The sequence below is a fragment of the Devosia sp. SD17-2 genome (assembly GCF_029201565.1).
Taxonomy (GTDB): Bacteria; Pseudomonadota; Alphaproteobacteria; order Rhizobiales; family Devosiaceae; genus Devosia.
In genome coordinates, this window is the sequence record NZ_CP104002.1 from 1,598,654 (window position 1) to 1,611,735 (window position 13,082).

Genomic DNA, 13,082 nt, shown 5'->3' on the forward strand with positions numbered 1-13,082 from the left:
GGCGCTGTTCATGTCAGGCGGCTCAAGGGTCATTCATAAAATGGCCACCAATGTCGGTTTCAAGCCCGACAATCTTGCGACGCAGAGCGGAGCTGCCTGACTATGAAACCTGATCGCCGCCTCACCAATGGCCTCGCCTGGGCCGGGGCGCTGCTCGTCGTTGGTGTTCCTGTGGCCGACTACTTCATCGGCCGCTTCGAGCAGTCCCAACCCGTGCAGGTGAGCGTTGTCGACGCCGGAAACAGCCTGTCGACGGTCTCGCCTGTTCCTGAAGTTTCGCGCCCTGAGATGCCCGCGCCGGTGGACACTGCCGCTGCGGGTGGCGATGCGGTGCAGAGCTATCTCGACACCGGCCGTGCCTTGCCCAGCTATATCACCGGCGAGGATGTGCCGGCTGCGGCCGAACCCCCGATTGAGACTGCTGCCCTGCCGCGTCCTGCCGCGCCCGTGACGGCGCCTGCGTCGGCTGCCGAGGCGCCGGTCGCTCCTCCTGCAGTCACGGAAACGCCAGCGGCGCAGACGCGGCCGGTGATCGAGACCGTGGCGGCCCTGCCCCCGAAGGTTGCGCCCGTGCCCATGCCGCTCTCCATGCGACCGGCAACGCCGGTTGCAGTTGCCCCCTCCGCCCCGGTGCTGATCCTTGATGAGCCAGCTCCAGTGGTGACCACAGCGCCGGTGCGACAGCCGTCGCCGGTGTTGGTCGAACCGCCGGGCGTCGTGACTGCCGACGATCTCGAGGGGTGGGAGACTGGCCCGCTGTCCGACTTCCTGGCGCAGCGCCAGCAGGCGGGCAGCAGCGCGGTCTATCGGGTGGAGCCGAGTGCCGACGCCTATCCGGCTGAGGGCTTCTGGCTCGATGACGCACCGCGCAGTACGCGCCGGGACCGGACCTTCCCGCCGGCCTATGACGACAGCTTCTATCTGCCGTTCGTCCCCTGAGGCGCATGGGCGCTCTGCGGCAGGGGGCATGGACCGAAGCGGGCGCAAGCGATAGTGTGCCGGGCAGGTCGCCTCGTGGCGCGACCGGCGGAAAGGCGGACAAATGCTGTGCTGTGTACGCAAGGCGGAAGAGAATCGCGACATCCGGGAGCGGCTTGCCCACTTCCTCGGATCGTTCTCGCGCCGCACCGGCGTAGCCGGACACATTGCCAATATTCTCGATCCTGACAACTGGCTGCCCGGCGGCCGGGAAGCGGCGTTCACGCTGGCGCTGATTGCCCTGTCGGCCAAGATGGCGATGGCCGATGGCGCGGTGACAGCGTCTGAAGTGCGCGCCTTCAATGCTACCGTCGAAATCGCCAAGGACCAGGAGCCGCAGGTCGAGCGGCTGTTCAACCTGGCCAAGCAGGATGTGGCCGGCTACGACGCCTATGCCCGCAAAGTGGCCCGTTTCTTTGCCGATACGCCCGAAACGCTTGAGCATGTGCTCGACGGCCTCTTCTTCATCGCCACGGCTGACGGCATGGTGCATGAGGCGGAGCTCGACTATTTGCGTTCGGTCAGCGCCATTTTCGGCTTTGACGAAGTGCGGTTCGAACAGATCGCGGCCCAGCATGTGATGCTCGATGAGAGCGTCGACCCCTATATGGTGCTTGGCCTCACCCATGATGCGCTGCCCGAGGAAGTGCGTCGCGTCTATCGCCAGCTCGTCGCAGAGCATCATCCGGATCGGCTGATCGCCAAGGGCGTGCCCGAGGAACTGGTCGATGTGGCCACCGCGCGCATGTCGGCGATCAATCTGGCCTATCAGGCGATTACAAAGCCAAAAGCACAACCTTTGCTCACTTGACTGTGAGGACGCGCTCCCGCACAAGACGCCGGCCAGTTGACCGGGTGGCCGCTGGCAGTGGGGTAACCTGCTGCGAGAGGAAAGTCCGGGCTCCATCGAAACACGGTGACGGCTAACAGCCGCCGGGGGCGACCCCAGGGAAAGTGCCACAGAAAGCAAACCGCCGACCTTCGGGCCGGTAAGGGTGAAAGGGTGTGGTAAGAGCGCACCGGGCGCCTGGCAACAGGAGCCGCACGGTAAACCCCACCGGGAGCAAGACCAAATAGGGATGACGCGGGCTTCGGCCCAGCCTGTTTCGAGGCCATGTCGTCCGGGTTGGTTGCACGAGTGCCCTGGTAACAGGGGCCACAGATGAATGGTCACCACGTCGCGCAAGCGGCCCTACAGAACCCGGCTTATAGGTCAACTGGCTCTTGACCCCCTCCATGCCCTCTGTGTCTGCCCCTGCGGGGCGCGGGCGCTGAAAAAGCGCAGGGCTGCTGCTCGGCTGGAAAGGCGTGCCGCGGGGCGATTTTCCTGACAATTGCGTGATGTGCATGGTTCGACCTGCTGGCCTGCGGCTGGAGCATGGGTGTTGCAATGCTCACGCAATCTCCGGGTCGCATCTTTCGGGCGTCATCTCGAGATAAGGAACCGACCATGAAGAAGATCGTCGCAGCCGTCCTGACCGCCGCCATCGTTGCTGGCGCTGCCGCCCCGGCATTTGCCCAGACCATCCAGAACTGCGCGTTCAAGGATCAGGCCCTCTGCAAGGTTGAGACCCTGTCCAACACCAAGGAAGACTAATCCGTCTTCTATCTGGTTTGAATTTGAAGGCCCCCGGAGTGTCTCCGGGGGCCTTTTCGATTTTCTACGCACGAGAACCGGTGAGCGCATGGCTCAAATGCCGGGGATCGCTTGCGATTGCGGCCACATGCCGGTATTGGCTGACCTTCCCATTTTCCGCCTGACGTGGCGGGGACATGACGCCTGTTGGAGTTCTGCGCGCGATGCCCCTGACAACACCTTATTACCTGATCGACGAGACCCTGCTTGAGCGCAACCTGGCGCGGATCGATCAGCTGCGCGCTGCTTCTGGCGCAAAATGCCTGTTGGCGCTGAAATGCTTTGCCACCTGGTCGACCTTCGAGCAGATCGCCCCGCACATGGATGGCACGACCTCGTCTTCGCTCAACGAAGTGCGCCTTGGCCGCGAGAAGTTTGCCGGCGAAACCCATGCCTATTCGGTGGCCTGGTCGGATGGCGAGATCGACGAAGCGATCGCCAATGGCGACAAGATCATCTTCAATTCGGCCAGCCAGCTTGAGCGTTTTGCCGACAAGGCGCGGCATCTGGCGATCGGCCTCAGGGTCAATCCCGGCGTCAGCCACTCCCATTTCGACCTCGCCGATCCGGCGCGTCCGTTCAGTCGCCTCGGCGAGTGGGATGCCGCCCGCATCGAGGCGGTGATCGATCAGGTCTCCGGCTTCATGATCCACTGCAATTGTGAAAACGACTCCGTCGAGGCGTTCTCGGACCTGCTCGACCGCATCGAGGCCAAGTTCGGGGACTTCCTGTCACGGGTGGAATGGGTGAGCCTGGGCGGTGGTATCCACTTCACCAAGGACGGCTATCCAATTGAGCGCCTAGCCGAAAGGCTGCGCCGTTTCGCCGAGCGATTCGAGGTGCAGGTCTATCTCGAGCCCGGCGATACGGTGGTGACGGATACGACGACGCTTGAAGTCAGCGTGCTCGACGTGATCGAGAACGGCAAGGCCGTGGCTATTGTCGACAGCGCAGTGGAAGCCCATATGCTGGACCTGCTGGTCTATCGGGAGAGCGCCACGGTGGCGCCGAACACTGGTCCGCACCGCTATATGATCGCCGGCAAGTCATGCCTTGCAGGCGATGTTTTCGGTGAATTCGACTTCGAAAAGCCGCTGCAGGTGGGCGATCGGATAGCGCTCCTGAACGCGGGCGGTTACACGATGGTGAAGAAAAACTGGTTCAACGGCGTGGCCATGCCATCCATTGCCATCCGCCGGAAAAATGGTGCAGTCGATCTTATTCGGGAATTCGGCTATACCGATTACGTCGCCAGCCTCTCGTAAAGAGCGCTGATATCGTCAACCACCAATAAGGTGTTTCGTGTCAATTGAAGAAAAACGTACTGATCATCGGTGCCGGAGGTGTCGCGCAGGTCGCAGCCGTTAAGGCTGCAATGCACAACGACGTGCTCGGGGACATCAACATTGCGTCGCGTACTCTCGACAAATGCCAGGCGATCATTGCCGGCGTGCTCGAGAGGAAAGCGCTGAAGCGTCCCGGGCTGCTTGCCGCTCACCAGCTCGACGCATTGGACGTCGAAGCGACCAAGGCGCTCATCCGCCAGACCAAGAGCCAGATCGTAATCAATGCTGGTTCGGCTTTCCTCAATATGTCCGTGCTGCGGGCCGCCATTGAAACCGGCGCCGCCTATATCGACACGGCCATCCACGAAGACCCCGCCAAGGTGTGCGAGACGCCGCCGTGGTACGGGAACTATGAGTGGAAGCATCGCGAGGAGTGTGAGCGCAAGGGCATTACCGCCATTCTCGGCGCAGGGTTCGATCCCGGTGTCGTCAATGCCTACGCGGCGCTGGCAGCCCAGCACTATTTCGACAGCATCGACAGTATCGATATCATCGACGTGAATGCGGGCAGCCATGGCCGCTACTTCGCGACGAACTTCGATCCCGAAATCAATTTCCGCGAATTCACCGGAACGGTGTGGAGCTGGCAGCAGAGCCAGTGGACGGCGAACAAGATGTTCGAAGTCAGCCGCACCGACGACCTGCCGGTGGTTGGGTCGCACAAGACCTATCTGACCGGCCATGACGAGTTGCACTCGCTTTCGGCCAATCTCGACGTGCCCGATATCCGCTTCTGGATGGGCTTTGGCGAGCACTACATCAACGTCTTCACGGTGTTGAACAATCTCGGTCTCCTGTCCAACGAGGCCGTGGTGACGGCCGAGGGCCAGGAAGTGGTTCCGCTCAAGGTGGTGAAGGCCGTGCTGCCTGATCCGGCTTCGCTGGCGCCCGACTATGCCGGCAAGACCTTCATCGGCGATCTGGTGAAGGGGACGCGCGGCGGCGTGGAGACCGAGGTGTTGATCTACAACATCTGCGATCACGAAGAGACCTTCGCCGAGACCGGCAGCCAGGCCATCTCCTACACGGCCGGCGTACCAGCTGTGGCTGCGGCCCTCCTCATCGCCAAGGGCGAGTGGGACTGCCACCACATGGTCAATGTCGAGGAACTGCCGCCCGTGCCGTTCATCAGCCTGCTCAACCGGATGGGCCTGCCCACCCGGGTCCGCGACGCGCGCGGCGACCGGGCGCTGACCGATGATGAGATGCGCTCGCTGCGTCCGGCATCAACGCGGCTCGGCGGCGTTTCCTAAGCCCGAACAAAATTATGCGGCCGGTTGATCAACCGGCCGCAATTGTTTTGGGGGCAGGGCGCTTCTTTCGAGCGCCACAAAACTTCAGATCGGGAAAGTGACGGTCACGCGTGTGCCAGGACCCGTTGGGTCATAGGACACATCGGCGGCAAGGCTGTGGGCCATGGCCTTGACGATGCGGGTGCCAAGTCCGGTGCCCTGCGGCACGCCCTGGCCGGTCCAGCCGATCCCATCGTCCTCGACCAGCAACTGGGCCTGACCATCCTGCTGCGCCATGGCGACGCGCACTTCGCCCAGTTCGCGCCCGGCATAGGCATATTTGAGGGCATTGGTGACGAGTTCGGTGAGGATCACGCCCAGCCAGGCCACTTTCTCGGTGGGCAGGTGGAAGCTCTCGACCTTGACCTTGAGTTCGGCCGTCTGACCCTCGGACTGCATCGAGGTGCCGAGTTCGCAGGCAAGGCTCTTGATGTAATCTGAGATCTCGACCGAGTGGACGTCCTCGGCCGAATAGAGATGGCGGTGCACGCCGGCGATGGCGTGGATGCGCGCCTGTGTTTCCGACAGGGCGCGCTTGGCCTCGGCATCGCTCACGGCGTTGGATTGCAGGCCGACGAGGGCCGCGACCATGGCAAGCGAATTGGCGACGCGGTGATTGACCTCGCCGAGCAGCATTTCGGCGCGCTCGCGCGCTTCATGAACCTCGCGCTCGGCCTTGGCCTTGGCGCGGACCAGCCGGATATGCTCGACAGCATGGTCGATCGCTGACATCAGAAGTTCCATGAACTCGTCCGAAAGCGTCTTGGGGACGAAATCTGTCGCGCCGGATTTGAGTGCGGCGACCGCAACAGCGGTTTCCGCCGAGCCCGTCACATAGACGACAGCCGGCTTGTCCTCGAGGTCGGTCATCCGCTCGAGAACGTCCAGCCCCGTGCCGGAGGACAGGTAATGGTCGAGCGCTACGACGTCGACGCCGCCCTTGGCGATGACGTCCAGCCCTTCTTCCGCTGTGGTGGCGTGCTGGAACGTATAGCCGCGTCGCTCCAGGGCCTTCTGCAGCAGACGTGCGAGACCCGGGTCGTCGTCAATGTAAAGGACATGCGGCTTGCTGTTGAACATGGCTGATTATTCGGCCTCTGGGATTTTCATGACCGAGAAGAACAAGCCGAGCTGCTTGATGGCATTGGCGAAGCCGTCATAATCCACGGGCTTGGTGATGTAGACATTGGCGCCCAGATCATAGCAGCGCTGAATCTCGCGCTGGTCATCGGTCGTGGTCAGAACCACGACTGGCGAACGGCGCGTGTGCTCGTTGCCCTTGACCTTTTCGAGGATGTCGATGCCGGTCATGTCGGGCAGGTTGAGGTCGAGCAGCACGAGAAGCTGGCGGCCCTTGTTGACGAGACCGGAGCCGTCAGGTCCGAGGAGATAGGCCAGCGCTTCGGTGCCGTTGTCGAAGGGGACAATTTCGTTGGCGACGCCGGCGCGGCGGATATTTTTCTCGATGAGGCGCGCGTGGCCTGCATCGTCCTCGATCATGATGATGGTTACGGGGCGTGCGTCGTTCATGTGCGAATATTTCCCAGGTATGACCGCACGTCACGCGGCAGATTGATATGAAATGTCGTGCCTTCGCCGAGCTGCGAGGTCAAGGTAATGTCTCCCCCAAGGCTGCGAACCATGGTGCGGACATGAGCCAGGCCTATGCCTTCACCCGGCTGGCTTTGCGAGCCTGACCTTCTGAACAGCTCAAATACACGCTCATGGTCGGTTGCAGCAATACCGCGTCCATTATCCTCTACATCAATTAGCACGCGGTTACCCGGCAGATGTCGCGAACGGACACTGAGCTTGAGCGACCGGTCTGGTTGCTGGTACTTGATGGCGTTGTCGAGCAGATTGCCCAGGATCTGTTCGATCGAGAGCTTGTCGCTCACCAGCTTGCTGGCGCGCAGGTCGGTTTCGCTTTCCCCGCCATTGTCGGCCAGCTGGTGGTGGATGGCTGCGAGGGAGTTTTGGACGATGTCCTCGAGGTCGATCGCATCGGGCTTGAGCTGGCGCCGGCCTTCACGCGAGATCTTGAGGATGGCGTTGATGAGGCTGTCCATTTTGCGGGTGGCCGCCCGGATGAAGTTGATGGCCTCGGGCAGGTCCTCGGTGGCGGCCAGCTTGGCCTCCTCGTAGTAGGGGTCTGTCTCGGCGGGCCGGGACTCCATGAAGGAGCGCAGCGTCTCGACGCTGGCTTCCATTTCGCTGGTAAAGCCCATGACATTGACGAGGGGCGCACGCAGATCGTGCGTAACGATATAGGCGAAGCGCTGGATCTCCTCATTGGCCTTGCCGAGATCGGAGGTGCGTTCGCGCACGCGTTCTTCAAGGCCGGTATTGGCTTCCTCAACGGCCTGGCGCGCCTGCCTCAACTCCTGAGTGTAGCGCCATACGGTCCAGATCGCGCCGAGCACGACGAGCAGAATGACCATGCCGCCGCCTATCGATACCCAACGCAGATTGTTGAGGTTTCCCCGCTGATTGTCGTCAGAGGTCGCCAGCATCTCGTCGATATTATTCAGGAAGGCGTCGAAAAAGGCCCGTGCGTCGTCCATCGCGGCCTTGCCGCGGTCTGTCCGGATCTGTTCGACCGCTTCATCGACGCGCCCGGCACGGGCCAGATCGATGGTTTCGGCCATTTCGCGGAGCTTGAAAGCAATGTCCTCTTCCAGCTTGGCGATCGACTGGTCCGCCTCGGGGTAGGGCGCGAGCATCTCCTTGAGTGCAGCAAGCCCTCCATCCACCTTCGGCAGGGCATTCTCATAGGGTTGGAGATAGATGGGATCCTGCGTGATGATAAATCCACGCTGGCTGGTCTCGATGTCCTGCAGCATGCCGCGCAGGTCAATCACGGCACGGCGCATATAGCGGCCGTTTCTGATCTCTTCGAAATAGCCCTGTGACCGGTCCACCAGCCACACGTTGGTGCCGACAATGCCGAACAGTGCCAGCAGGCCGACAAGAAGCATGAGGGCAGTTGTTCTGACGAAGGACTTGCTTGTTATGGGCATCATCTATTCCGTTCGGATCAGGCTTTCATGGCGTGAATACCGGGGCAGGGCAATACGGAAGGGGCGAACAGCGCTGAATTTCTTCAGTTGGCCCTGATGTTTGGTGAATCGCGAATGGGAAACAAAATCTTAAGCGTCGTCGTGCGAATGTCGCGAATGGTGTTTTTGACGGCCCTGTGGTCGCGAGTGGAGTTCTGGCCGACATGGGCAAGCGTACCCTGCCCGAAATAGAGACGTCCGGTGGTCCGCATGTGCCGGTCCTACTGGAAGAGGTTGTCGCGGCGCTCATGCCCCTCGCAGGCAGTCGCGTGGTCGATGGCACGTTTGGCGCCGGTGGCTATTCGCGCGCCTTGCTTGAAGCGGGCGCGGAGGTCATCGCGATTGATCGTGACCCTTCCGTGCTGCCGCATGCGGAAAAGCTCAAGGCTGACTTTCCCGATCGCTTCACCTTTGTTTCTGGAACATTTTCCGAGCTCGACACGCTGGCGGCGCCCTTTGCGCCGATCACTGGCGTCGTGCTCGATATCGGCGTCAGCTCGATGCAGCTCGATGAGGCCGAGCGCGGCTTCTCGTTCATGCGGGATGGCCCCCTCGACATGCGCATGAGCCAGTCGGGCGAAAGCGCTGCCGATCTCGTCAATACACTCGAGCAGGACGATCTCGCCAATCTGCTTTATGCCTTTGGCGAGGAGCGGAAGTCGCGCCGCATTGCCCAGTTCATCGTATCGGCGCGCGCCGAGGCTCCGATCGAGACGACGCTGCAGCTGGCAAAGATCATCGAGAAGGCCATTGGCCGTAAACCCGGCGACGCCCATCCGGCGACGCGGTCGTTCCAGGCGCTGCGCATCGCGGTGAACGGCGAGCTCGAGCAATTGGTCGAGGGGCTGTTTGCGGCCGAGCGCCTTCTGGCTGAGGGCGGGCGGCTGGCTGTCGTCAGCTTCCACTCGCTCGAAGATCGCATCGTCAAACGCTATTTCGATCCGGACAAGGCTGGGCCAGCGCAATCGCGGCACCTGCCGCAGGTGGCGACCGAGCCGCTGCGCTGGGATCCTGTCTCGAAGGCGGTCAAGCCGGGCGAGGCCGAGCTGGCGCGCAATCCTCGGGCGCGGTCCTCCGTGTTGCGCCGCGGGACGCGCACTGCAGCGCCAGCGCGGGAAATGCGGCTTGATGGTTTGGGCGTACCGAACTTCCGGGGGCGCAATTGATCCGTCGTATCAACGTCTTTCTGATCCTGACCAGTATCCTCATGCTCGTCGGCGTCTACATGCTGAAGTTCTCCATCGAGGGCACGGCTGCCGAACGTACGGCGCTGCAGGGTTTCATCTCCGAGCAGGAGGGGCAGCTGTCGCTGCTCCAGGCCGATTGGGCGGTGCTCAACCAGCCGGCCTATATCGAGCCCATCGTTCGTCGCCATCAGGCCGAGCTGGCGATCGAGCAGGTCCGGCAGGAGCAGTTCGGCGCCTTCGAGGCCCTGCCGATGCGGCCGGCCAAGCCCGACACTTCGGCCTTGGATGCGCTGTTCGAGGCGATCGACAATGGCATTGATCCGATCGACGCCATTCTCGAGCTGGAAGGGATTGACTGATGGCCGTCATCGGCGATGATTTCGCACCAACCATTTCCCTCGACGGCGGCCGCAAGGCGCGTGGCAACCTCACCCAGGCGCGCATCCGCTGGATGATCCTGGCGCTGGTGATCGGCTTTGCCCTTGTGGGTGGCCGGTTGGTCCAGCTTGGCTTCGTCGAGACCGACCAGCGTATCGAAGGCCAGGCGCGCGACGTCATCACCGCGACGCGTCCGCCGATCCTTGATCGCAACGGCCTCGAGATGGCCGTCGATATCCGCGTGCCCTCCCTCTACGCCGAGCCGCGCCGTATTGTCGATATCGAAGAGGCGGTGCAGAAGCTGCGCACCGTGCTGCCCGACATCGACGAGAACTGGCTGCGCAACCGGCTGACCGGCGATCGTGGTTTCGTCTGGCTCAAGCGCGAGCTGACCCCGGCGATCCAGGATCAGGTGATGCGCCTCGGTATTCCGGGCGTTGACTTCATCACCGAGTCCAAGCGCTTTTACCCGGCCATGAACGAGGCCGCCCATATCCTTGGCTCAACCAATGTGGACAATCAGGGCATTGCCGGCATCGAGCGCCACATGGACAGCGAGTCCGTGGCGCTGCTGCAGGAGCTTGGCCTGGCGCGTGGCAATGCGTTGACCCCTGTCGACCTCAGTGTCGACATGCGCGTGCAGCACGTGATGCACGACCAGCTGACCGATGCCATGGCCCGCTACCAGGCCATCGCCGCCGCCGGCGTCATGGTGGACATCTATACCGGCGAAGTCATTGCCATGGCCTCGCTGCCGGACTTCAATCCCAACGAGCCGGCGAGCGCACTCGTCAAGGATACGTTCAACCGGATCACCTCGGGCATTTTCGAGCCGGGCTCGATCTTCAAGACCATCACCATTGCCGGTGCGCTGGACGCGGGCGCGGTGAAGATCACCGATGATTTCGACGCCCGCTATGGCATTCGTTTCGGCCGCTTCACCATCAGCGACTTCCACGGCAAGCACCGCATCCTGTCGCTGCCGGAAGTCTATAAATACTCATCCAACATCGGCACGATCCGCGTCATGCAGGCGCTGGGCAAGGAAAATTTCCGCGCCTTCCTCAGCCGCATGGGCTTTGACAAGCGCGTCGAGTTCGAACTGCCCGAAATGCGCCTGCCCACCGTGCCGAAGGATTTTTCCGATGTTGGCGCGGCAACGGCATCCTTCGGCCATGGTTTGTCCGTATCGCCGCTGCACATGGTCACCGCCTATGCGGCCCTTGTGAACGGGGGCAATTATGTCCCGCCAACGCTCTACAAGCGTGATATTGCCGAGGCCGAGCAGCACTACACCCGCGTGGTGCAGCCCCAGACCAGTGATTTGATGCGGTATCTCATGCGGATCAACGCCATCGAGCCAGGCGGCTCCGGCTCGCAGATGAACAAGCTGGCGCTGGGCTATCGTGTCGGCGGCAAGACCGGTACTGCCGAAAAGGTGGTCGATGGCCGCTACTCCTCCAGCAAGGTGACGAACTTCTTCGCCTCGGCATTCCCGCTCGACAATCCGCGCTATGCCATGGTCATCCTTGTCGATGAACCGCAGAAGGAAAATCCGCAGTCGGGGACCACTGCAGGCTGGAACGCCGGCCAGGTCACCGGCCGCATCATCCAGCGCGTTGCGCCCATGCTCGGCGTTGCGCCGGATTTCAGTGAAATCCTGGATCATCAACTCACCCCGTCCGTACTCAGATAGATCGATCCAGAAGGATTTGTCGCCGTGTCTCTTAGCGTATCGCAACTTCTCGAAGGCTCTGGCGCCCGCCCCAAAAAGGGCCTGGGTACTGTATTCGGTCTGAACTCCGACAGCCGCCGGATCGAGCCGGGCGACATCTTCTTCGCACTGCCGGGAAAGAAGGTGCACGGCAATGACTTTGTCCCCGATGCCGTCCATCGCGGCGCGCTGGCAATTGTCACCGACACGCCCCTGAGCGGCGATTTCGGCATTCCGGTCATCGTGGTCAAGGATGTGCGCGCCGCCTATGCCCGCGCTGCCTCGCGCGTGTTCGAGCCGCAGCCGGAGATCGCCGTGGCGGTGACGGGGACCAATGGCAAGACCTCGGTCGCCTCATTCGTTCGCCAGATCTGGGATTTTGCCGGCATCCCCGGCGCCAGCGTTGGCACGCTCGGGGTCGAGACCAAGACGCGGCTCATCGAAGGCGCGCTGACCACGCCGGACTCGCGCACCCTGCATCAGGCGATGCGCGCGCTCAAGGCGCAGGGGATCGACCATATTGCGCTGGAAGCCTCCAGCCATGGCCTCGACCAGCATCGTCTTGACGGCATGCATTTCGAAGCCGTCGCCTTCACCAATCTCAGCCGCGACCATCTCGACTATCACGCCGACATGGGCGAGTACCGCAACGCCAAGCTGCGTCTGTTCACCGACCTCCTGGTCGATGGCGGCGCTGCCATCGTCAATGTGGACGATCCCGAATACGAGCCCTTCATGTTCGCGGCCCTCTCGGCCAATGCGACGCTGCTGACGGTCGGCCGCGAAGGTGCCTATATCGAGATCATCTCGATCAAGCCCGAGGCCTATGGCCAGCGCGTGCAGATCCGCCATATCGGGGAGCTGGTGGATTTCCACCTGCATGTGCCGGGCGAGTTCCAGGTGTCCAATGCGCTCGTGGCGGCAGCCCTTGCCATGTCGTCGGGCGTCGACAAGGCCGATGCCTTTGCGGCGCTCCCGGCGCTGGTGGGTGCGCGCGGCCGGCTCGAGCTGGTTGCCGAGCACAATGGCGCGGCCATTTTCGTCGATTATTCCCACAAGCCGGAAGCGCTTCGCACGGCCCTGAAGACCCTGCGCCCCTATGTGACCGGCAAGCTGCGCGTGGTGTTTGGCTGCGGCGGCGACCGCGACAAGGGCAAGCGCCCTCAAATGGGCGAGATTGCCAGCGAACTTGCAGATGTCGTCATTGTTACCGACGACAATCCACGCACCGAGGACGCGGCGACCATTCGCGCCGAGGTCCTGGCCGGTGCCAAGGGAGCCAAGGAGATCGCCGATCGCAAGAAGGCCATCCAGGAAGCGGTAAAGTCGCTCCAGCCGGGCGACGTCCTGCTGGTGGCCGGCAAGGGTCACGAGACCTACCAGATCATCGGCACGACGAAGCACCACTTCTCCGACCACGAGGAAGTGGCCGAAGCGATCAGGACCTAACGACGGCGCCCCGCCGGAGGGCGTGGCACGGTCCGGCCCGAGC

General features: G+C 62.4%; 12 protein-coding genes and 1 other RNA gene. 10 read left to right on the forward strand and 3 right to left on the reverse strand.

All coding sequences use genetic code 11. The annotated features are described in order from the left end of the window. Window positions 1–102: 102 nt before the first annotated feature. The 6 genes from NYQ88_RS07785 to NYQ88_RS07810 all read left to right on the forward strand — a co-directional run bounded on the left by NYQ88_RS07785 (window position 103) and on the right by NYQ88_RS07810 (window position 5,213). Window positions 103–939, forward strand: coding sequence for a hypothetical protein (locus tag NYQ88_RS07785; RefSeq protein ID WP_275654373.1), 837 nt, complete (start codon window positions 103–105; stop codon window positions 937–939). Window positions 940–1,042: 103 nt separating this feature from the next. Then, window positions 1,043–1,789, forward strand: coding sequence for a DnaJ family molecular chaperone (locus NYQ88_RS07790; protein ID WP_275654374.1), 747 nt, complete (start codon window positions 1,043–1,045; stop codon window positions 1,787–1,789). Between the two features lie 32 nt (window positions 1,790–1,821). Beyond that, an RNA gene (gene rnpB, locus NYQ88_RS07795) (RNase P RNA component class A) lies at window positions 1,822–2,203 on the forward strand. A gap of 225 nt (window positions 2,204–2,428) precedes the next feature. Beyond that, the gene (locus NYQ88_RS07800; RefSeq protein ID WP_275654375.1) at window positions 2,429–2,575 is read left to right on the forward strand and encodes a hypothetical protein; all 147 of its coding nucleotides are present in this window, start codon (window positions 2,429–2,431) and stop codon (window positions 2,573–2,575) included. A gap of 203 nt (window positions 2,576–2,778) precedes the next feature. Next, window positions 2,779–3,879 (forward strand): carboxynorspermidine decarboxylase, encoded by a 1,101-nt coding sequence (nspC, locus tag NYQ88_RS07805; RefSeq protein WP_275654376.1) that lies wholly within the window; start codon window positions 2,779–2,781, stop codon window positions 3,877–3,879. Between the two features lie 44 nt (window positions 3,880–3,923). Further along, entirely contained in the window at window positions 3,924–5,213 is a 1,290-nt protein-coding gene (locus NYQ88_RS07810) for a saccharopine dehydrogenase family protein (RefSeq protein ID WP_275654377.1), read from the forward strand. Between the two features lie 84 nt (window positions 5,214–5,297). Here the strand turns inward: NYQ88_RS07810 and NYQ88_RS07815 are convergent, their stop codons facing one another. From NYQ88_RS07815 to NYQ88_RS07825, 3 genes are read right to left on the reverse strand one after another with little or no spacing between them, the layout of a single operon-like run. Further along, window positions 5,298–6,332: a histidine kinase dimerization/phosphoacceptor domain -containing protein gene (locus NYQ88_RS07815; RefSeq protein ID WP_275654378.1), complete on the reverse strand. Its 1,035-nt coding sequence runs from the start codon at window positions 6,330–6,332 to the stop codon at window positions 5,298–5,300. Between the two features lie 6 nt (window positions 6,333–6,338). Beyond that, the gene (locus NYQ88_RS07820) at window positions 6,339–6,782 is read right to left on the reverse strand and encodes a response regulator (protein WP_275654379.1); all 444 of its coding nucleotides are present in this window, start codon (window positions 6,780–6,782) and stop codon (window positions 6,339–6,341) included. After that, the gene (locus tag NYQ88_RS07825; protein WP_275654380.1) at window positions 6,779–8,230 is read right to left on the reverse strand and encodes a CHASE3 domain-containing protein; all 1,452 of its coding nucleotides are present in this window, start codon (window positions 8,228–8,230) and stop codon (window positions 6,779–6,781) included. Before NYQ88_RS07825 ends, NYQ88_RS07820 begins: the two co-directional genes overlap by 4 nt. 245 nt (window positions 8,231–8,475) lie before the next feature. On the opposite strand from NYQ88_RS07825, the gene rsmH reads away from it, so the two are divergent. Genes rsmH through NYQ88_RS07845 form a run of 4 tightly spaced genes read left to right on the forward strand, consistent with a single transcriptional unit; the run spans window position 8,476 to window position 13,039 of the window. Continuing rightward, entirely contained in the window at window positions 8,476–9,477 is a 1,002-nt protein-coding gene (gene rsmH, locus NYQ88_RS07830; RefSeq protein WP_275654381.1) for a 16S rRNA (cytosine(1402)-N(4))-methyltransferase RsmH, read from the forward strand. Next, window positions 9,474–9,857, forward strand: a complete 384-nt coding sequence (locus tag NYQ88_RS07835) for a hypothetical protein (protein WP_275654382.1) — start codon at window positions 9,474–9,476, stop codon at window positions 9,855–9,857. Before rsmH ends, NYQ88_RS07835 begins: the two co-directional genes overlap by 4 nt. Beyond that, window positions 9,857–11,572: a penicillin-binding protein 2 gene (locus NYQ88_RS07840; RefSeq protein ID WP_275654383.1), complete on the forward strand. Its 1,716-nt coding sequence runs from the start codon at window positions 9,857–9,859 to the stop codon at window positions 11,570–11,572. The genes NYQ88_RS07835 and NYQ88_RS07840 overlap by 1 nt, the downstream gene beginning before the upstream one ends. 24 nt (window positions 11,573–11,596) lie before the next feature. Next, the gene (locus NYQ88_RS07845) at window positions 11,597–13,039 is read left to right on the forward strand and encodes a UDP-N-acetylmuramoyl-L-alanyl-D-glutamate--2,6-diaminopimelate ligase (RefSeq protein WP_275654384.1); all 1,443 of its coding nucleotides are present in this window, start codon (window positions 11,597–11,599) and stop codon (window positions 13,037–13,039) included. Window positions 13,040–13,082 lie beyond the last annotated feature (43 nt).

What these genes read in the sequence shown, in the direction of transcription:
- NYQ88_RS07785 (WP_275654373.1), top strand. Translation starts at nt 103, where the DNA reads ATGAAACCTGATCGCCGCCTCACCAATGGCCTCGCCTGGGCCGGGGCG.
- NYQ88_RS07790 (WP_275654374.1), top strand. Translation starts at nt 1,043, where the DNA reads ATGCTGTGCTGTGTACGCAAGGCGGAAGAGAATCGCGACATCCGGGAG.
- NYQ88_RS07800 (WP_275654375.1), top strand. Translation starts at nt 2,429, where the DNA reads ATGAAGAAGATCGTCGCAGCCGTCCTGACCGCCGCCATCGTTGCTGGC.
- nspC (WP_275654376.1), top strand. Translation starts at nt 2,779, where the DNA reads ATGCCCCTGACAACACCTTATTACCTGATCGACGAGACCCTGCTTGAG.
- NYQ88_RS07815 (WP_275654378.1), bottom strand. Translation starts at nt 6,332, where the DNA reads ATGTTCAACAGCAAGCCGCATGTCCTTTACATTGACGACGACCCGGGT.
- NYQ88_RS07820 (WP_275654379.1), bottom strand. Translation starts at nt 6,782, where the DNA reads ATGAACGACGCACGCCCCGTAACCATCATCATGATCGAGGACGATGCA.
- NYQ88_RS07825 (WP_275654380.1), bottom strand. Translation starts at nt 8,230, where the DNA reads ATGCTTCTTGTCGGCCTGCTGGCACTGTTCGGCATTGTCGGCACCAAC.
- rsmH (WP_275654381.1), top strand. Translation starts at nt 8,476, where the DNA reads ATGGGCAAGCGTACCCTGCCCGAAATAGAGACGTCCGGTGGTCCGCAT.
- NYQ88_RS07840 (WP_275654383.1), top strand. Translation starts at nt 9,857, where the DNA reads ATGGCCGTCATCGGCGATGATTTCGCACCAACCATTTCCCTCGACGGC.